Source organism: Thiothrix fructosivorans, from assembly GCF_017349355.1.
GTDB classification, from domain to species: Bacteria; Pseudomonadota; Gammaproteobacteria; order Thiotrichales; family Thiotrichaceae; genus Thiothrix; species Thiothrix fructosivorans.
In genome coordinates, this window is sequence record NZ_JAFMPM010000008.1 from 1,440,426 (window position 1) to 1,460,063 (window position 19,638).

21 protein-coding genes are annotated in these 19,638 nt (G+C 50.3%); 13 read left to right on the plus strand and 8 right to left on the minus strand.

All coding sequences use genetic code 11. The features are described 5' to 3' along the window. Nucleotides 1-100 precede the first annotated feature (100 nt). Both J1836_RS21150 and J1836_RS21155 read left to right on the plus strand, forming a co-directional pair. Nucleotides 101-1,282: a lytic murein transglycosylase gene (locus J1836_RS21150; RefSeq protein WP_207253111.1), complete on the plus strand. Its 1,182-nt coding sequence runs from the start codon at nucleotides 101-103 to the stop codon at nucleotides 1,280-1,282. A gap of 96 nt (nucleotides 1,283-1,378) precedes the next feature. Then, nucleotides 1,379-2,554 (plus strand): pyridoxal phosphate-dependent aminotransferase, encoded by a 1,176-nt coding sequence (locus J1836_RS21155; RefSeq protein ID WP_207253112.1) that lies wholly within the window; start codon nucleotides 1,379-1,381, stop codon nucleotides 2,552-2,554. 35 nt (nucleotides 2,555-2,589) lie between these two features. On the opposite strand, the gene J1836_RS21160 is transcribed toward J1836_RS21155, so the two are convergent. From J1836_RS21160 to J1836_RS21170, 3 genes are all read right to left on the minus strand, one after another. Further along, the gene (locus J1836_RS21160; protein ID WP_207253113.1) at nucleotides 2,590-2,892 is read right to left on the minus strand and encodes a hypothetical protein; all 303 of its coding nucleotides are present in this window, start codon (nucleotides 2,890-2,892) and stop codon (nucleotides 2,590-2,592) included. Nucleotides 2,893-3,036: 144 nt separating this feature from the next. Then, nucleotides 3,037-3,924 (minus strand): carbon-nitrogen hydrolase, encoded by an 888-nt coding sequence (locus tag J1836_RS21165; RefSeq protein WP_242632955.1) that lies wholly within the window; start codon nucleotides 3,922-3,924, stop codon nucleotides 3,037-3,039. After that, nucleotides 3,921-4,961 (minus strand): agmatine deiminase family protein, encoded by a 1,041-nt coding sequence (locus tag J1836_RS21170; RefSeq protein ID WP_207253114.1) that lies wholly within the window; start codon nucleotides 4,959-4,961, stop codon nucleotides 3,921-3,923. Before J1836_RS21170 ends, J1836_RS21165 begins: the two co-directional genes overlap by 4 nt. A 148-nt stretch (nucleotides 4,962-5,109) precedes the next feature. Between J1836_RS21170 and J1836_RS21175 the strand changes: the two genes are divergently transcribed. From J1836_RS21175 to J1836_RS21210, 8 genes are all read left to right on the plus strand, one after another. Beyond that, a complete protein-coding gene (locus J1836_RS21175) occupies nucleotides 5,110-5,682 on the plus strand; it encodes a glutathione peroxidase (protein WP_207253116.1) in 573 nt (190 codons plus the stop codon). Continuing rightward, complete coding sequence (locus tag J1836_RS21180) at nucleotides 5,682-6,647, plus strand: YbgA family protein (protein WP_207253117.1); 966 nt, start codon at nucleotides 5,682-5,684, stop codon at nucleotides 6,645-6,647. The genes J1836_RS21175 and J1836_RS21180 overlap by 1 nt, the downstream gene beginning before the upstream one ends. 226 nt (nucleotides 6,648-6,873) lie before the next feature. After that, complete coding sequence (locus tag J1836_RS21185) at nucleotides 6,874-7,434, plus strand: GspH/FimT family pseudopilin (RefSeq protein WP_278189520.1); 561 nt, start codon at nucleotides 6,874-6,876, stop codon at nucleotides 7,432-7,434. Nucleotides 7,435-7,445: 11 nt separating this feature from the next. Further along, on the plus strand, nucleotides 7,446-7,886 hold the full coding sequence (gene pilV / locus J1836_RS21190) for a type IV pilus modification protein PilV (RefSeq protein WP_207253121.1): 441 nt from the start codon (nucleotides 7,446-7,448) through the stop codon (nucleotides 7,884-7,886). Beyond that, the gene (locus J1836_RS21195; protein WP_207253122.1) at nucleotides 7,883-8,884 is read left to right on the plus strand and encodes a PilW family protein; all 1,002 of its coding nucleotides are present in this window, start codon (nucleotides 7,883-7,885) and stop codon (nucleotides 8,882-8,884) included. The genes pilV and J1836_RS21195 overlap by 4 nt, the downstream gene beginning before the upstream one ends. Further along, nucleotides 8,881-9,435 carry a pilus assembly PilX family protein gene (locus tag J1836_RS21200; protein ID WP_207253124.1) on the plus strand — a complete coding sequence of 185 codons (555 nt, stop codon included), beginning with the start codon at nucleotides 8,881-8,883 and terminating at the stop codon, nucleotides 9,433-9,435. The genes J1836_RS21195 and J1836_RS21200 overlap by 4 nt, the downstream gene beginning before the upstream one ends. Then, nucleotides 9,436-13,038: a pilus assembly protein gene (locus J1836_RS21205; protein WP_207253125.1), complete on the plus strand. Its 3,603-nt coding sequence runs from the start codon at nucleotides 9,436-9,438 to the stop codon at nucleotides 13,036-13,038. 14 nt (nucleotides 13,039-13,052) lie between these two features. Continuing rightward, nucleotides 13,053-13,499, plus strand: a complete 447-nt coding sequence (locus J1836_RS21210; RefSeq protein WP_207253127.1) for a type IV pilin protein — start codon at nucleotides 13,053-13,055, stop codon at nucleotides 13,497-13,499. 21 nt (nucleotides 13,500-13,520) lie between these two features. On the opposite strand, the gene recN is transcribed toward J1836_RS21210, so the two are convergent. Together recN and J1836_RS21220 are read right to left on the minus strand one after the other, a co-directional pair. After that, entirely contained in the window at nucleotides 13,521-15,182 is a 1,662-nt protein-coding gene (gene recN / locus J1836_RS21215) for a DNA repair protein RecN (protein ID WP_207253129.1), read from the minus strand. Between the two features lie 3 nt (nucleotides 15,183-15,185). Continuing rightward, nucleotides 15,186-16,052 carry an NAD(+) kinase gene (locus tag J1836_RS21220; protein WP_207253131.1) on the minus strand — a complete coding sequence of 289 codons (867 nt, stop codon included), beginning with the start codon at nucleotides 16,050-16,052 and terminating at the stop codon, nucleotides 15,186-15,188. Between the two features lie 318 nt (nucleotides 16,053-16,370). Here J1836_RS21220 and J1836_RS21225 point away from each other — a divergent pair, with 318 nt between their 5' ends. Then, the gene (locus J1836_RS21225; protein WP_207253132.1) at nucleotides 16,371-17,171 is read left to right on the plus strand and encodes a hypothetical protein; all 801 of its coding nucleotides are present in this window, start codon (nucleotides 16,371-16,373) and stop codon (nucleotides 17,169-17,171) included. 170 nt (nucleotides 17,172-17,341) lie between these two features. Here the strand turns inward: J1836_RS21225 and J1836_RS21230 are convergent, their stop codons facing one another. After that, entirely contained in the window at nucleotides 17,342-17,662 is a 321-nt protein-coding gene (locus J1836_RS21230; protein ID WP_242632956.1) for a zinc ribbon domain-containing protein, read from the minus strand. Here J1836_RS21230 and J1836_RS21235 point away from each other — a divergent pair. Both J1836_RS21235 and J1836_RS21865 read left to right on the plus strand, forming a co-directional pair. Further along, entirely contained in the window at nucleotides 17,649-17,813 is a 165-nt protein-coding gene (locus tag J1836_RS21235) for a hypothetical protein (RefSeq protein WP_207253134.1), read from the plus strand. The genes J1836_RS21230 and J1836_RS21235 overlap by 14 nt on opposite strands. 50 nt (nucleotides 17,814-17,863) lie before the next feature. Beyond that, complete coding sequence (locus J1836_RS21865) at nucleotides 17,864-17,989, plus strand: hypothetical protein (protein WP_278189510.1); 126 nt, start codon at nucleotides 17,864-17,866, stop codon at nucleotides 17,987-17,989. A gap of 64 nt (nucleotides 17,990-18,053) precedes the next feature. Here J1836_RS21865 and tnpC read toward each other — a convergent pair whose 3' ends face one another. Further along, the gene (tnpC, locus tag J1836_RS21240) at nucleotides 18,054-19,286 is read right to left on the minus strand and encodes an IS66 family transposase (RefSeq protein ID WP_242632957.1); all 1,233 of its coding nucleotides are present in this window, start codon (nucleotides 19,284-19,286) and stop codon (nucleotides 18,054-18,056) included. Next, nucleotides 19,237-19,629, minus strand: a complete 393-nt coding sequence (locus tag J1836_RS21705) for a DUF6444 domain-containing protein (protein ID WP_242632958.1) — start codon at nucleotides 19,627-19,629, stop codon at nucleotides 19,237-19,239. Before J1836_RS21705 ends, tnpC begins: the two co-directional genes overlap by 50 nt. Between the last annotated feature and the right edge of the window lie 9 nt (nucleotides 19,630-19,638).

The following is a 19,638-nucleotide window of genomic DNA, read 5'->3' on the forward strand; positions in this document are numbered from 1 at the left end:
ACACAACTCTGGCGCTCGCTTCCAGCACTTGTTGCAAACAATTTGCCTAAAAACGCTATACTGTTTGCCATTATCGGTTTTAACGGGAAATAAAAGCACCATGCGATACCTGCCAGCAGCTTTTTTGGGCATGAGCCTCGTGTTTAGCACGAGCGCACAAGCAGAATGTACCTCGCCCAACTTCAACGATTGGTTGGGAACGTTCAAGGCGGATGCCAGTGCGGCTGGGTTAACGCCTGCGTTGCTGGAGCGTACTTTGGGGGAGTTGCAACCGGATGCTGCTGTGATCCAACGCGATCGTTCGCAGCAAGTGTTTGCACAAGATTTCTTAACCTTCGCCACCAAAAAAGTGAGTAGCAATCGCTTGAGTTTGGGGAAAACCAACCTAAAAAAGCACGCGGCTTTATTCAAGCGCATTGAGCAAGCCTACGGCGTACCAGCCCCCGTTTTGACCGCTTTGTGGGGGTTGGAAACCGATTTTGGTGCGGTCACGGGTGATTTTTCTACTCTACGTTCCTTGCTGACGTTAGCGCATGATTGTCGCCGCCCTGAGATGTTTCGCACGGAATTGCTCAGTGCTTTGCAATTAGTGCAAAAAGGCGATTTGACACCCGCTAAAATGCGCGGTGCGTGGGCGGGAGAAATCGGACAATTGCAATTTCTCGCGTCGCGCTACGATCAATACGCGGTCGATTTTAATGATGACGGACACCGCGATCTGATTCACACCAGTGCCGATGCGCTGGCATCAGGGGCAAACATGCTCAAAGCCAATGGTTGGCGAGCAGGTGAGCCGTGGCTGCAAGCCGTGCAAGTGCCTGCCAAGATGGATTGGTCGTTAGCGCGTTTGGATAACAAATTACCCTTAGAGGATTGGGCAACCCAAGGGGTTAGCGATGTCGATGGCAGCCCGCTCAGTGGCAGCGGGTCGGCGGCATTATTGCTGCCAATGGGTCGGAATGGTCCCGCGTTCCTTGCTTATCCCAATTTCGATGTATTCTTGCAATGGAACGAATCCACCGTGTATTCCGCGACCGCTGCATATTTTGCGACGCGTTTAGCCGGTGCGCCCGCTTTGCGTAAAGGCAATGCCCCCGTCGCCTTATTATCCACTTTTGAAACCAAGCAGTTACAAGCGAAATTGCAAGCGCAAGGGCTGAGCATTTCCAAAGTGGATGGGATTATTGGTGAAGAAACTCGTGAAGCCGTGCGCCAAGCCCAGCAAAAACTAGGGCTGCCCGTGGATGGCTACCCTGATCCTGAATTGCTGGCACGTTTATAATGCAGTAACATTGCCCACTGCAAAAAGGTATACAAGGTACGGCAACCAATAACGCTTGCCGATTTTATGGATAAAACAATACGGTTGGTTTCAGTAGTGGATATACAACTTTCACAGCGCGTTGGGCGCGTCAAACCTTCGCCTACACTGGCTATCACAGCATTAGCGGCACAGCTTAAAGCATCAGGTCGCGACATTATTGGTTTGGGCGCAGGTGAACCTGATTTTGATACCCCCGATCACATTAAGCAGGCGGGTATCGAAGCCATCCAAAAAGGTGAAACCCGCTACACCGCAGTCGATGGGACACCCGCCCTTAAACAAGCCATCATCCGTAAATTCAAACGCGATAATGGCTTAGATTTCAACCCCAAGCAGATTTTGGTATCGTGCGGCGGTAAGCAAAGTTTCTACAACTTGTGCCAAGCCTTCTTGAATGCTGGCGATGAAGTCATTATTCCCGCGCCGTATTGGGTATCTTACCCTGACATGGTGCTGTTGGCGGATGCTGTGCCAGTCATCGTTGCCGCTGGGCAGAGCGAACATTTCAAATTGTCGCCCGCGAAGCTGGAAGCCGCGATTACTGCCAAAACGCGTTTATTCGTGATCAATAGTCCGTCAAATCCGACGGGTGTAGCGTACACCTTGGAAGAGCTGGCAGCATTGGGTGAAGTATTACGTCGCTACCCGCAGGTATTGATTGCGACTGATGATATGTATGAACATGTTCTGTTCGATGGCAGAAAGTTCGTGAATATTTTGGATGCTTGCCCTGATTTGTATGAGCGTACCATTGTATTGAATGGCGTTTCCAAAGCCTATTCCATGACGGGTTGGCGGATTGGTTATGCGGGTGGCCCTGAAAAGCTGATTCAGGCGATGAATATCATCCAATCACAGAGTACCTCTAACCCGACCTCTATCTCGCAATATGCGGCAGTCACGGCGTTGGATGGCGATCAAGGTTTCATCCAAACGATGGTGGAGGCGTTCCAAGCGCGTCATGCTTATGTGTTGAAAGCGTTCAATGCGATGGATGGGGTGGAATGTTTGCCCGCTGATGGTACGTTCTACAGCTTCCCGAATGTCGAAGGTATGATCAAGCGTTTGGGCTTGGAAAACGATGCTGCGTTGGCAAGCTACCTGCTCGATAAAACGGGTGTGGCGGTGGTGCCGGGTTCGGCGTTTGGCTTAGAAGGTCACATCCGCATTTCATTCGCCACCAGTATGGCAAACCTCGAAAATGCGCTAGGGCGTATCGCCTCTGTGTAAGTCTAGTGTGGGGGGCGTGGTGACTCACGCCCTCATTATTGGTGTGCCGATACGCGGTACTGCTTTTCCAGATGGGTGATCACCAAATCTTGTAGTACGATAAATTCATCATTTTGCAGCAAATACCCATACAGCTTATTCCCTAAAAGGTCGCGTACTTGTGCGTAGGGTGCGGGTAATTCTATTTCTTTTACTTCCATTTCCTGCATATCCGTTTGCCGATCAAACGAACTCCCTGCATAAGCTGCCGGATTGGCTTTGAATTGTGCGTGCGCCGGAGCGGCGATGAGTGAGCCAGCCAGTAGTAATGCGCTAACGTAGTGTGCTTGACCTAACATAATGTGTTCCCTCTCGATTTATTGTACGAGTATGCTCGTTGGCATAGATCGTATTATTGTGCTGATTAGTCGAACTATGCTGTGAGAGGGTTCACATTTATAGGGAAAATTTTGTATTTTACGCAAAAATTTATGGCTGTAAGCTTAATCGCGATAGCGTTTGACTAAATCTTCGTAAGCATCAATGCGCCGATCCCGTAAATAAGGCCACCAGCGGCGCACTTGTTCGGTGCGGTCTAAATCCAGTTCCACTACCAATTCTGTCGTGCTCGCCGTATCGGCTTGTGCCAGTAATTCGCCTTGCCAGCCGACAATCATGCTTGAACCCCAAAACTGACTGCCTGCGGTTTGCTCGCTAGGGTCACCTTCAAAACCAATGCGGTTGGCGCTTAATACTGGAATGTTATTGGCAACGGCATGGGAGCGTTGGATGGTGATCCACGCGTCGCGCTGGCGAGCTTGCTCTTCCGGCGTATCTTGTGGATTCCAGCCAATCGCAGTGGGGTAAAGCAGCAATTCTGCCCCTGCCAATGCCATCAAGCGTGCGGCTTCGGGATACCACTGGTCCCAACACACCAGCACACCTAGCGTTGCCAAGCTGGTTTTAATCGGCGTAAAGCCGAGGTCGCCGGGGGTGAAGTAAAACTTTTCGTAATAACCGGGATCGTCAGGAATGTGCATCTTGCGGTATTTGCCTGCAATGCTGCCATCCGTATCCAGCACCACAGCGGTATTGTGATACAGCCCCGTAGCACGTTTTTCAAACAGCGAACACACGATGACGATACGCAATTCAGCCGCTAATGCGCCGAGCGTCTGCGTGCTTGCACCGGGGATAGTTTCCGCAAGGTCGAAGAAATCGGTGTTTTCGACTTGGCAGAAGTACAATCCGGTATGCAATTCCTGCAACATCACCAACTGTGCCCCTTGCGCGGCAGCACGGCGAATACCTGTAATGCTCTGGGCGAGATTCTTAGCGTAATCGGCACTATTGCTGTGTTGGACGACGGCGACTTTCAAGTTACGGCTCATACGTTAACGACCTCGTGAGGGATTTGCATGGTGATGCAGTGCAGGCTGCCGTTTTGGGCAATCAAGGCGCGGCAATCAATCGGGATAATGACGTGGTGTGGGAACGCTGCTTGCATTTGCTCGATGGCTACGGGGTCAAAACATTCATCCGCATACACGGGCAGCAAGACCGCGCCGTTGATGATTAGGAAATTCACATAGCTGGCGGCTAAGCGTCGTCCATCTGCGTAAATCGCTTCCGGTAACGGAATCGGGAATAAGCGATACGGCTCGCCATTGCTTTGGCGCAAGGCTTGCAGTTCGGCTTCCATCGCCTGCAAGGGTTTGTAATGCGAATCTGTCGGGTCGGTGCAACTCATGTACACAATGCTGTGCGGATCAGCAAAGCGTGCCAGCGTGTCAATGTGTGCGTCGGTGTCGTCGCCTTCCAAATGCCCATGCGCTAACCACAGGATACGTTCCACGCCTAAGGCGCTGCGTAACTGGCTTTCAATCGCGCTGCGATCAAGGGTGGGGTTGCGATTGGGGTTGAGCAAGCAGATTTCGGTGGTTAACAATGTGCCTTGTCCGTCGGTTTCGAGGCTGCCACCTTCCATGACCAGCGGGTACGTTTCCAGCGTATTGCCAGACAGCAGCGGATGGTGCGCTAAGCGTTGGTTAACGGCGTTATCCAGTGCTGCTTCAAATTTGCCGCCCCATGCAGTGAAAGTGAAATCCAGCAATAACGGCTTGCCTGCTTGTTTCACCGTGATAAATCCGAAATCCCGCGCCCACGTATCGTTGTAGGGCATTTGTACGCAATGCACGTTGGCAGCGTTATGCGTGACAGCACTCAACACACTGTCGATATGCGCCTGATGTGCGTCATCATGGCACAACAATAGCACCCGTTCGCGCAGGCTTATCGCGCTGACAATGGCGGCGTAACAGGTTTCGGCTGCGTCCAGATTATCCGCCCAATCGGTATCAGGGTGCGGCCACGCCAGCAATACGCCCCATTGCGGATGCCATTCAGCGAGAAATTCACGGTTTTCCATCAGCTTAATTATTCATGTGATCACAAAGTGGCGATTATACAAAGCGGCTGTTGCGAAACAAACCCCTGTTTGCTTGTAGCTATTTACCTAAAGCGCGACAACAGTGAGACAATACTTGTATTAACTCGATAAAAGGATGGTAACGCGCATGATTAAGCAATTGTTTGGGCTGGCAATGAGTTTTTTTGCCGCCGCTAATGTGATGGCTGAACCCGTGGCGGGGGCGGCAACCGCGAACGGTTGTCCCGCTGCTTTGAATTTCACCTTACGCGAATTAGGCTCGGATAAGGAAGTCAATTTGTGCGAAACCTATAAAGGTAAAGTCGTCATCATGGTAAATACGGCTAGCAAATGCGGTTTTACCCCGCAATTTGAAGGCTTGGAAAAGTTGTACAGCGATTATAAAGAGCGCGGTTTGGTGGTATTGGGCTTCCCCTCTAACGATTTCGCCCAGCAAGATCCCGGCACGGAAAAAGAGATCAAAGATTTCTGCCAACTGACTTACGGGGTGAAGTTCCCGATGTTTGCGAAAACCGAAGTGACCAAAGACAGCGCATCCCCGCTCTACAAAGTATTGGGTGAGATGGCAGGCGAATACCCAAGCTGGAATTTCCACAAGTACGTGTTGAATACCAAGGGCGAATTGGTTGGTAGTTTTTCCAGCTTTGTAACCCCGCAAAGTAATAAACTGGTGAAATTAATTGAAGCGAACTTGCCGTAATGCAACATGACGATCGGATAAAAATTGGCATCAGCGCGTGCTTAGTTGGGGAGCAAGTCCGCTTTGACGGCGGGCATAAGCGTGATGGGTATATCATGGGTACGTTGGGGCTGTACTTTGATTTCGTGCCACTCTGCCCTGAAGTGGGGGCGGGTTTGGGTGTGCCGCGTCAGACCATGCATTTGGTGCGTAAAGATGGCACAGTGCGGGCTATCAATACCAAGGATGCCAGCATTGACCATACCGACGCGCTAGCAGCTTATACTCATGCTGCCGTGCTGCAATTGCAGGGAATTCATGGATATATCCTGAAAAAGAATTCGCCTAGTTGCGGTATGGAACGCGTGAAAGTGTATTCGCTGGAAAACCGTAATGTGCCGCCGGAACGCGATGGTATCGGTATTTTTGCACGGGGTTTGCGCGAACAATTTCCGTTATTGCCGATCGAGGAAGAAGGGCGCTTGTGTGACCCCGTGTTGCGCGAAAACTTTATCCAACGGGTGTTTATCTACCACCGTTGGCAACAGTTGCAGGCGGCGGAACTTAAACCGGCCGATTTAGTGGCGTTTCATGCTGACCACAAATACATCTTGATGGCGCACGATCAAGATATGGTGCGCGAATTGGGGCAACTGGTGGCACGCGCTGGAGTAACGGAAGATTTGCCGCATCTAGCAAACGACTACTTGCACCTGATGATGGCGACGCTGGAAAAGCGGGTGTCACGCGGGCAACACGCTAATGTGTTAATGCACTTGATGGGCTATTTGAAAAATGCGCTGGATGGGGAAGACCGTCAAGAATTGCTGGAAACGATCCATCAATACCGCACGGGGTATGTGCCGCTGATTGTGCCGATTACGTTATTGAAGCACCATTTTCGGCGGCATCCGCAGCCGTATATTGAACGCCAGCATTACTTGAATCCGCATCCGCGTGAGTTGATGCTCAGGAATCAGTTGTAATACTAGTTTTCTGCGGTATCCACTGGGAAGTGTGACAGGTATTATCGAAACTGTCCTGAAATAACATCCCGCGCTCATCCAGTCTGCGAGATGGGTATGTAGTGTTGGTTGTATGCAAAATAGTCAAAATGTATACCTTTATTTTGAAAAAATGAAAATAGGGGTCTTGTTTTAAGACAGTTCCGTAATTTAAAATATTTATCATTAAACAATGAAAATAAAAAATATGAGCCGATACTGTCCCCCTGCATTGTCAAGCTCGCCAGTTCCCTTACGTCATACCCAAGGGGTGACGTTGGTTGAGTTAATGCTGACTATCGCGGTTGCAGCCGTGTTGATAGCTGTCGCTGCGCCTAGCTTCACTAGTCTGCGCTTTAGCCAGAGTTTGACCACCCAAGCGAATGAAATGCTTTGGGTAATTAATTTTGTTCGTTCAGAAGCCATCCGCCGCAACAGACCTGTCACTTTGTGCCGTTCCTCCTCTGAAGCATCCACTGCTTGCGTAACCGCCAATGGCGTTTGGCGATATTGGATCGTGCTGGCTAATGGTAGTGTCATACGCAGAGGCGTCATACCAGAAAAGAATGGTTTAAGCCAAAGCTCAACATTAACTGCCGACAGTTTAGTGATCGGTGCTGATGGACTAACGCGTACCAATAATACGTTAGTAAACAACCAATATCTGGAAATCATTGCACCTATTAGTGCTGTTGAAAAGAACGCTCGAAGGGTCGTTCTAGGCGCAGGAAGCCGAATCAATATACAAAAGCTGTCACTGCAACAGTAAGGATGACGACGATGGCTATGGCGACAATGGAACGTTTCCAACGCGGAGTTGGATTGATTGAAGTGTTGATTTCTGTGTTGATATTGTCCGTTGGTCTACTGGCTGTCGCCTCATTACAGATTCGTGCCATCAAAAATAATCATAGTTCATTGGGGCGCAGCATGGCAGTCATGCATACCTATAGCATTATTGATGCCATGCAGGTTGATCGTGTCCATGCTATCACTGGCGATTTTAATGTAGGGCTTGCTGATGCTCCTCCTACGGGTGACCGTTTTGCTGCAAGTTCACTCACGGCTTGGCGGCAGAGTTTGCGCACGTTACTGGATGATAGTGCTACAGGGTCAGTTGCTTGTGATAACACCGCCTGTACGGTTATCGTGCAATGGGACGATACTCGTGGAACAGAAGGCGATGCTAGTCAACAAATAAGGGTTGAGGTGCGGCTATGAGACAGCGTGGCTTAAGCCTGATTGAGTTGATGATAGCCATGATGTTGGGATTGGTAATAGCGGCGGGTGTTGGCAGTGTATTCCAATCCACCCGCCAAACCTACCGCAGCGTAGAAAGCCTTTCACAGCTTCAGGAAAGCGCCCGTTCCACCTTTGAATTATTGTCCCATGACTTGCGGCAATCAGGGCTGGGTATTTGCGGCGATACCAGTAGCATTGCCAACGTGTTGAATGGGGCAAGCGGTAATGCTTTTTTCCAGTGGGTTGGTCTGATGGGTTTTGATGGTGAGATGGCAGCCCCCCGCATTACAACGGGAAGTGGCACGGGGCAACGGGTAGCTGGAACGAGTGCTATCCAATTACAAGGCGTGACGGGCAGTGGTTTTGCTATTGCGAACCACATGGCGGCTTCTACCAGTTTCAAAATTAATGCGATTCAAACTGATTTTGCAGCGGGCGACATACTAATGGTCTGTGATGTTAGCCAAGCGACTCTCTTTCAGGTCACTCATTACTACAGCAGCACGCTGACGGTGAAATATGAAACAGGAGCGGGAACACCGGGTAACTGTTCCACTGGGTTGGGTTTCCCCAGTAATTGCAGTTCAACGCTTGGTAATCCCTACACCTATGGGCCAAATGCCAGTATCACCCGCTTCCTAAGCACAATTTGGTATATCGGCAACAATGGGCGAAATACTGATGGTGGGCAATCGCTTTATCGTCTGCGCTTAGGGGAAAACGGCAACCTTGTGACAGAAGAAATTGTTGCGGGTGTCAATAATTTGCAAATTCGTTATCACGAGCGCGGTGCGAATATTTGGAGCAATGCCGCTAACGTAGAGGCAGCAAATAATTGGTCGGTAGTTGATGCTGTTGAATTAGCGCTGACTTTTGAATCAGCAGAAACACAGGTATCCATTGACACTACTCACAATGAAGGACGCCTCCAGCATAACGTGACCCTAATCATTGCCTTGAGGAACAGGATTCAATGAACACTATTACGCGACAACGCGGGGCAACCCTCATTTTTTCTTTGGTTATGTTGTTGGTAATGACTACTTTAGCACTATCGAGCGTCCGAGGCATTGGTTTACAAGAGCGTATGGCTTCCAATCTTTACGACCGTGATTTGGCCTTTCATGCAGCCGAATCCGCGCTACGAGCTGGGGAAAACGCGATTGCCATTAACCCAATACCCGCCGGTATGGTGAATTGTAGCCCGGATTCTGGAGTTTCTTGCCCACCTGTACCTAGCACTGTATTCCAAAACGACAATACCCATTGGACCAATGTTAGTGAAGAGTTTGCAATGAACAACAATATGATGTTAGGCACACCACAGTATCACATTCAACTGATGGGCAGTGGCAATGGAGCAGGGCAACTGGGTCAACAAAACAGTGCCAACAGCAATCAATACGGTTTCAATGGTGGGTCACTTACTGAACAGTATTACCGAATCACGGCACGCAGTAGCAACCCTGGTCTTGCACAGAGTCGAGCTATTGTCGTCTTGCAAACGACGGTTAAACGGAACATTTAAGTGAATAAGCATCCATATATTTACACTGGTTTCAGCTTAATCTGGCTGACTGTGCCAACAACACAGGCTGGGGTGGAAATTTCTCAATTTCCGCTAGTGGTTGGCAGTGGTGCGCCAGATAACTTGGTACTAGTCCCATCCGTTGAATGGCCTACGATCAATAGTGTGGCTAATCTAGGTAGCTACGACAGTAATAAAACTTACTCAGGCTATTTCGATGCGGCTAAATGTTATTTGTATAACTACAACACGGTTGAAACCGAACGCTATTTTTACCCCAGTGTTATGGCATCTAACCATCTTTGTACAGCAGGGAATAAACTCTGGGGGGGCAATTTCCTGAATTGGGCTGTTACACAAACCATTGATCCATTTCGTTCTGCCATGACAGGAGGCTACCGCGTCAAAGACACGGCTAGCGAAACATGGTTAGAAAAGGCGCGTCATGAAGGAAGTGGAGGAACAGGTATTTTCCCTAACCAACGCTTGCCAAATTCTGGTAATAACGCAACCTTAGTGAAAACATCGACTCCCTTTAACAAGAATTACATGCAAATGCGAATTCAAGGTTTGGGCAATAAGATGTGGTTTAGCGTAAATGGTACAAATACTACGTCTGCCAGCACAGCAACACCTTACAATCCAACGGCTACCCAAAATGACAATAGTACTTATGAAGTGAGTATTCGGGTCAAAGTGTGTGTTTCTGGTTTATTGGAAAACAATTGCAAAGCTTACGGCACTAATTACAAGCCTGAGGGGCTGATGCAGGAATATGCCGATCGGTTACGCTATAGCGTGTTCGGTTATTTGAACCATAGTGATTACTTGCGTGATGGGGCGGTTCTTAGAGCACAACAAAAATCCATTGGACCTTTCCTTGCCAACTTGAATAACAAAGTACGGATTGATAACCCGCTAAAAGAATGGAATGCTGATACGGGGGTATTGTTGCGTAACCCAAGTCCGGTAGATGCTAGTGCCACGTCTGCTAACTTAGGTATCAACGTTCAAGACAGTGGTGTTATTAATTACCTTAATAAATTTGGGCAGATGAGCACTCAGGCACATAAGAGTTATGACCCAGTGAGCGAATTATTTTACGCCGGATTACGTTACTTGCGCAATCAAGACAATATTCCAGTGTATTCCAACATGACAGGAGCAAATGCCACTACCAAATACAACTATGCTGATGGTTTCCCTGTCATCACCAATTGGGAAGATCCTTTCCAAGCATCATGCCAAGTAAATGCCTTGTTGGGTATTGGGGACATCTATACACACCGAGACAAAAATTTACCCGGTAATAACAGTTACCGATCGGAAGAACCTAGCAGTCCCGGTGAGGTATCCAGTGATACCATCAACGTTGTTTCTCTAACCAATAAAATTGGGCAACTGGAAGGGATCGGCAATATTGGCAATACTAGCAGTTTTACCGGACGTAATAATTCTGCCTATCTGGCAGGATTAGCATGGTATGCCAATACTACTGACTTGCGCCCAGACCTGCCGGGCAAGCAAACAGCTTCCACTTATTGGGTGGATGTGCTGGAGGCGCAATCATTGGAGGGCATGGCACGCAACCAATACGCCCTAGCGGCAAAATACGGAGGTTTTAAAGTATCCGACAATTTTAATCCTAATACCTGGACGGGGGCATTACCTGAAGCATGGTGGCATACCAATACGGATACACTGATTCCCTTCGGTAGTGGCAATGGTCAAGCCGAATTTAAGCGCCCCGACAATTTTTTTGTGGCAGGGCAAGCCACACAAATGGTGGATAGTCTGAAAAAGGCGTTTGAACGCATTATCAACGAATTGATGGGTTCTGGCGCTTCTCTTACTGCCAACTCTAGTAAATTGGAAATAGGGACTCGCACTTATCAAGCGTTGTTTTACAGTAAAACTTGGCAGGGTGATCTTAAAGCATTTGATGTCGACCCAACGACGGGTGCACTGTCTAATGGTCCTGTGTGGGTAGCCAGTGCTAACGTGCCTCTCTGGAGCAACCGAAAAATTTTCTTGCGTGATAAAGCATTCAATTGGGAACTATTAAATAGTGCACAACGTGACATCCTCGCATCCTCATCAGTTGTGGAATATTTACGGGGTAACACTGCCAATGAACAACGGAATGGTGGTTCATTTCGGGATCGGGCTACCTTGCTTGGTGATATTGTGCATTCACAACCTATTTTGGTTAGTAAGCCCAATCCTAAATTGTATGCCAGTAAAGCCTTTGCGGGTGCGGATCGTTACACCGCCTTTGCAGCCGCAACCGCAGGCCGTACTCCTACCCTGTATGTAGGAGCAAATGATGGCATGGTGCATGGTTTTAATGCTGATACCGGGGTTGAAACCTATGCGTTAGTGCCATCATCGGCGATTACTGGCTATTTAAAACAATTATCTGAACCTGGATATCAACACCATTATTTTGTGGATGGGGAGCTGACCGTTGCCGATGTGTATGTTGACGGCGAATGGAAAACCGTATTGGCAGGATCGTTGGGTCGGGGAGGTAAAGGGGTATTCGCCCTCGATGTCACTGATCCTGATGATGTGAAGTTTCTATGGGAAAAGTCGAGCGCTGATATTCCTGCGTTAGGCAACGTCTTGGGGAAACCACTCATTACTCAAACAGCAGAGGGTGTTTGGCAGGTCGTATTGGGTAATGGTCTTAATAGCACCGGAGAGCGGGCGCAGTTGCTAATGATTGATATTAGTTCAGGATCTGTGACGACGGTTGATACTGGGGCGAGTAGCAACAACGGGCTGGCGGCGGTCAGTGGTTGGAGTACTTACGGTGATGGGATTACTGACCTGTTTTATGCAGGAGACTTCAACGGTAATGTATGGCGTATCCTTGTGAATGGCACCGCGTTCAAATTATTTGCTGCTAAAGATGCCAATAATAAAGCCCAACCTATTACTGCAACACCATTAGTGGGAAAAGACCCTTCTACTGATGAAATCTGGCTGTTTTTTGGAACAGGTCAATATTTAATGGAGGCCGACCTCAGCAATAGTGCAACGCAAACATGGTACGGTATTAAAGATAAGCAAACCTTAATCAATGACCGTAGTGCATTGGTCGAACGTTCCATCGTAGCAGACGGAAAAATTAATAACGTTGATGTCCGCGTTATTGAAACAGGTACAGTGACTGACTTATTAGATAAATCAGGTTGGTATATCGATTTACCTAGCGTGGGCGAGCGTATGGTTGTCCCTAATTTCTTTCAAGGTAATGTATTAATAGGCACGTCACGCATACCGGATGGTTCAGATATATGTGCTCCAACAGGAAAAGGTTTCATCATGGCGATTAACCCCTTTACTGGCGCTCGTTTGGGCAAAACGTTCTTTGATGTTTCGGGTGATAACGTGTTTAACCATTTGGACACGTTGACCGTGGATGGTACGCCAACCGATGTGTCAGGCATTGGCTTCGGTAGTAGCCCGAATAACCCTATTTTTGTCGGAAATGTCATGCAAGTTGTCAAAGATGATGGCACAACCAACACAATACTGACCCAAGGTATGACAGGTGCTGCTGGTCGGACTTCATGGCGTGAAATCATTAACCAATAATAAGGACTAAAATAATGAACCAAAAATATGCTTTTCACTACGTTACATGTGGATTTACCCTGATTGAGCTAATAATTGTAGTTGCCATTATTAGCATCATCGCCACATTTTCTTACCCGTCTTACACAAGTTACGTTGTTAAAACTTATCGCAGTACTGCTAAGGACTGCCTTGCAGAGTACACGCAGTTTATGGAGCGTTTTTACACCATTAATTTTGCCTACCATCAGAAAATAGCAGGGAACGCCTTAGTATTACCCAATCTAGACTGTGCCACGCAAGGCAATATGCAGCAGCGTTATCTGTTTACGGCTGACACACTTTCCCGTAGTACATTCCGGGTTGTTGCGACCCCAATAGGTATCCAAGCAAAGCAAGATACATTGTGCGGCACACTCAGTATCGACCAAACGGGACTGAATACCGCTAGCGGCACAGAAGGGAGCAAGGAATGTTGGTAGGATGACTTGGGTATGCGATGGTCATCCGAGCATCTCTTCCGCCAACGCCCGTGTCGCGGGCGTGATTTCCACCCCACCAATCATCCGCGCCACTTCTTCCACGCGTTGCGCTTGCGTCAAATGCACAATGCCCGTGCTGGTATGTGCCGCACCTTTAATCTTGGTGACTTTGTAATGCTGGTGCGCTTGCGAGGCGACTTGCGGTAAATGCGTCACACACAGCACTTGCCGATTGATACCGAGGGCGCGAAGTTGTTTGCCGACGACTTCGGCAATGCCGCCGCCAATCCCAGTATCCACTTCGTCGAAAATCAGCGCGGGCAGGGTAACTTTTTGCGCGGCAATCATTTGAATGGCGAGGCTAATGCGAGAGAGTTCGCCGCCGGATGCCACTTTCATCAGTGGTTTCAGCGGCTGACCGGGGTTGGCACTCACGGTGAAGTCGATGCTATCCATGCCCGTGGCTTGGAAGTGGTTGCCGTTATCCAGCGTGACTTGAATGGCGAATTTGCCACCCTGCATCCCTAATTGCTGCATCGCTTGCGTTACGCCAGCAGAGAGTTGTGCGGCAGCGTGTTGCCGTGCTTCGCTGAGGGTTTGCGCGTGGTGTCGGTAGGTGTCGGCTGCGTCCTGCAATTGCTGTTCCAGCGCGTCGAGGTCGTAATCGCCGCCGCCGAGCTGGTCGAGTTCTTGCTGGATGCTGGCTAAACGCGTCGGCAGGTCTTGCGGGTTGGTGCGGTATTTGCGAGCAAGGCTGCGAATATCCGCAATGCGATTTTCCACCCATTGCAAGCGGGCGGGGTCAAGCTCCAGCCCGTCAGCGTAATCACGCAATTGCGCCGCTGCTTCCTGCACCTGAATTTGCGCACTGGTGAGCAATTCGAGCGGGGCTTCCAATTGCGCATCGACCCGTGCTTGCTGGGTCAAGTCGTGGATCAAACGCCCCAGCGCTGAATACAACGAGGGTTCGTCGTCGTAGAGTTGGGCGTAGCCTTGCGCAGCGGTGGCGCGGAGCTGTTCCTCATTCGCCAGCCGATTCAATTCTTCATCAAGCTGGTCGGGTTCGCCCGCGTGCATGGCGAGGGTTTCCAGCTCCTGCGATTGGAAACGCAGTAAGTCGATGCGTTCTTGATGCTGTTGGTTTTGGCTGGTCAGTTGGGTGACGCGTTCATGCAGCTTTTTCCAGCTTTGCCATGCACGGCGGGTCGTGTCCAGCAAGACATCATTGTCGGCAAACGCGTCGAGCATTTGGCGTTGCGCATCTTTTTTCATCAGCGATTGGTGTTCGTGCTGACCGTGGATGTCGACCAGTTGTTCGCCGAGTTCGCGCAATTGGGTGAGGTTAGCGGGCGAGCCGTTGATCCATGCCCGCGATTTACCTTGCGCAGAAATCACGCGACGCAGGATGCAGGTATCATCCGCACCTTCCATGTCCTGCGCTTCCAGCCACACGCGGGCGGATGGCGTTTGGGTAATATCGACGCTTAAGGTGATTTCGGCTTTGTCCGCGCCGTGGCGCACGCTGCTGCTGTCGGCTTTGTCGCCTAATACCAGCCCAATCGCGTCGAGCAGGATGGATTTGCCTGCGCCGGTTTCGCCCGTTAACGCGGTCATGCCTTGGTGCAATTCGACTTCGAGCGCGTCAATAATCGCAAAATTGCGGATATGGATGTGTGTCAACATGGTTTAAAGCTGGACTCCCCAGTGCAGTTTTTCACGCAAGATGTGGAAATAATCGTAGCTTTGCGGGTGCAACAAACGCACTTTTTCCGGTCGGGTGTGGATGCGCAACGTGTCACCGGATTCTAGTTCAATATTGTTGTGCCCATCGAAAGAAACCCGCGCGGGAACGTCGCGGTCTTCGCACAGGCGGATGTCGATCACGCTTTGGTTGCTGATCACCAGCGGGCGATCACTCAAGGTATGCGGGCAAATCGGCACGAGCGCAATCGCTTGCAGGGCAGGGTGCAGAATGGGCCCCCCGCTGGAGAGTGCGTAAGCGGTAGAGCCTGTTGGCGTGGTAATAATAATGCCGTCGGCGCGTTGGGTATTGACGAAATACCCGTCAATGCGTGTGGTGAATTCGATCATGCGGACTTCGTTGCGCACGTGCAGCACTACGTCATTGAGCGCTTCACCGCTGCCGATGATTTCATCTTCACGGATCACCTCGGCGCGGAGGACAAAGCGTGGTTCTTCTTTGTACTGCCCCGCTAGCATTTGCTCCAATTGGGTGAGCATGTCAGCGGGGGAAATATCCACCAGAAAGCCGACACGCCCCAAGTTGATGCCAATGAGCGGCACTTCGTGATCGGCGAGTAAACGTCCGGTGGAGAGTAATGTGCCGTCACCACCGACCACAATGGCAAGGTCAATTTGCCGCGCCAGTAGGTCGGAGGGCATGGTGGGCAAGCCCAAAATAATGCCTGCATCGCGGTCGCAATGGACGTGATAACCGTGTGTCAACAGGAATTCGTGCAACTGAAACAGCGTCTTATCAACGCGGGTATCGTTGGGTTTGGTAAACAGACCGATGTGAGAAAACGGGTTCATAACCATCGCTTACATGAGTAAAGCGGTAAGGCTGGCAAAGCTGGGAATAAATTGCAAGTTAAACAGGCTTGGGAAAATGGATTGTCTGAACTGGGATTTTCAGGATGGCAGGATTACCGGGATGTTGTTCTTGGGTATCATCAATTCAATCATTTTTTATGATAAAAATCATTGAGTATGTAATTCTCTGTTTACATCTTGTCTGTTGTAATTTTAAAATTGCACAATATTAATACATGCTATCAGCAACACCGGGCCTTCGGCATCTAGTCTCTACCTGTATGCCATTTTTCAGCGACCACAACTTGGGGAAGACTCATGACTCATCGTCCATCACGTTTTGCGACCTTGGCATCCACCACTCTGCTGGTTTCCAGCCTTGCTTTGCTGTCAGCCTGCGGCGGCAGTTCCGGCACGGCGGCTACGGATACCAGCGGTACGACAGATACCAGCGGTACGACAGATACGACCACTACGCCAACGCTTACGCCAGTACCAACACCTACACCAACGCCCGTTGCCACGCCTGATGTAGCAGGCAAAGTGTTCATACCCACTAAGGACACAAGCAAGGGACTTTTAATTCTCAATGTTGGTGGCAACGGAACTGCTTATATGCAGGAAACGGGTAAGAGTGCCCAAACAGCCCCACTCACTTGGAATCTGAACAGTGCCGATTTGACGTTGGCGTTTACTGGCAGCACCAGTAGCTTCAAAGTCGCCGAAGACAGCAACACCCTGACAATGAGTACTGACAGCACCAATACCTTCACTCAAGCCAAGCCACTGACACTCGCGGCACTGAACGGCAAACACCTCAGTTTTGATATGACGGGTAATCCTCAATGCACAGCCATGACTATTTCCTTCAACGGTGCAACCGCTACCCTGCGTGATAAATGTAATGGTAAGTACGGAGAGGGAACAATTCCTGTCGAAGAAGTTGCGGGTGCTAAAAACCTGATTAAGTTGAATGGCGGTGATGGTTACATGCTGCTTGCCCTCGCCAGTGGCGATTTGACCAAAGGCAGAATGATTCGTGCCGAGTTCGGTGGCAGTACGCTAGAAGGTCTGCAAGCTAACGACATCACGACTGTCAGCACACCGCTGCAACCCTAATCACACGTTCATGAGTTGGGATTTAGAGCTGCCCTAGTGGTAGCTCTTTTTTTAAAGCATTGCATTTTCTGCAATTTGGGCTAACCGGCGCAAAGGTCGGTTTTATTGATAATAATGTTGGAGATATTTTTTTGACTTCCTCCCCTCCCTGAAGGAAGGGGATTCCTAATTCATCGAGAACCAGACGAATACACCGAAATGCACGCGTCACTGACATTCTCTCCAAAGGCTAACACCGCCCGTCCGGCGGCTAAAATATTGCGGGCTGCGTTTATGTCACGGTCGTGGATTGCCTTGCATTCAGGGCATTCCCAGACACGTACTGCCAATGGCAAACGATCAACTACACATCCACAACCACTGCACCGCTTACTGGAGGGGAAGAACCTGCCGATTTCGACATACGTTCTGCCCGCCCAGTTGGCTTTGTACGCAAGCTGGCGGGTAAATTCACCCCAGCTTGCATCGGCAATGTGCTTGGCTAATGTCAAGCCAGTAAACAACAATCTGGATTTACGCGTTGGTGTTAACAAGTTTGACTATGATGCCAACGAAACCCTCGACGGCGTGGACTACACCGCCACGCTGGGAATGCAAACCGTCTCCGCACTGGCAGACCAGTCAACGGTGCAAAAGGCTTAACCTTTGCAGCGGATGCGGGCGTACTCCTGCAAGGCGACCCGAAAATCGCCTTGACGGAATCCACTGGCACGGTTGCACAAAGCGACATCGATGCTGAAATCGCCTCTGTGCGGGATGATGTGGATGCGCTCAAAAATTTGCCAGTGATCTCACTCGGCGTGGTTTACAACTTCTAAGCCGTTATTGGTGAGGCGCACTGTTATGTGTGCCTCATCTAAATTGCAAGTTAAACGTAATTGATCACATCCCCACCCCTTGCGGTAAAGCGGGCAGGGCAAAGCCAGCGCGGGCAGCGGTAATAACACTGGCAAGATAAGCCAAGGCAGACTGTCCACGTTTGCGGCAAGTACCGATGATGCTGGCCAGCATGGCAAACGCACGGCTCCCCGTAGCACTCTTTGTGCCATGGTTGGTTTTGCGCAGGATCACCCAATGGCGCAACGCCCGCTCAGCCTCATTATTGGTCAAGGGAAGCCACGGGTGGTCAAGGATTCGGAAAATGGCATCCCAATCATTGATGAACTCTTTCGCCAGTGCCGCCGTCTTGTCATGGGCAGATACGGCATGGATCAAGCATAATGCCCTGAATTCCAGGAGTTTTGCCTGATGGCGTTGACGGATCACGTCGGTTTGCGTCCCCACCGTGCCGCCTGCTGCCCGCCAAGCGTAAATGTCGTCCTGTAATACCCTCAGCCAAGCGAGGGTGAAGTTGCCAAACGTCCGCCCGTCTTTGTCCAGTGATTCTGCCAGCCCACGGGCTTTGCGGATCAGGTGCGCCCAGCAACGCAAGCGTTTGGGGTGGTGGCGGTAAGCGGCATAGCCATCACTCATCAGCCAGCCCCCAAAGTGGGGGCTAATCACGTTGTCGAGCATTTCAATGGTGCGCTGCCCTACGTAGAAACAAACGCTGAGGGTGGTGACGAATGTCCATAGCCACAGGGCTTCGCCACGCTCTTTCCAAGAGGTTTCATCAATATACAGCACCCCGCCGTCAGCGGTGGCTTCTGCCAACAGCCCTTCCACCAAGGCATCTTCCAATGGAGAAGCACTCGCGGCTGCTTCCTCAAAACATTGCTGCAACACCCCGACACTTAGGGGAATGCCCAACACCTCCCGCAACAGTTCTTGTGTGCCACGCAGTGACAAGCGTGAGCGCAGCCGTAGGTGGACAATAAGTGCCGCCAGATTGCCCCCAATCAGCCGCCACTCGCCCACATCAACCTCCGGGTATAACGGGTCGGGAGCTTGGCGATGCGGGATATGGCGGCTCACATGACCGCAGGTGCATACGCTATCGTGAAGGTGGTGGCGGGTGGTGATGACGGTCAGTCCGGGGTTCCCATCCGTGCCAAACTGGATGTCCACACTGTCATAGGCGGTATAAATACGGGAGACAGCCGCATCCAGGGACCTGCCACAGGCTTCACATCGGCTGGGTAATGGTGTTCGTCTGCATTGATGGGCGGATGCCATACCCGACCATAACCCGGTGCGCCGGGTTGTTTACCCGCTTTGCGTTTGGCTGGTTGGGCTGGCTTTGTGCCCGCCACAGCTTCTGGTTCCGGGGTTGGCTTTCCTCTGGCTGCACCCACCCCTTCTGTTTCGGGCAAAGCCACCGTTTTGGGTGACGTTTCCCACGGGAAACCGCTGCTGGTGGTTTGGAGGAGTTGTTGGAGTTTTGGTTGATCTGTTCCCGCGCTTCTTTCAGGTCATGCAACAACTTGGTCGACAGGTGCAGCAGTTCCTCCGGCGTGAGCTTGGCAAGGTACTGGCTGTTAAGCTGTTTGAGGCTGTGGTCTTTCAGTTGTTGGGTCATCGGGGGAGT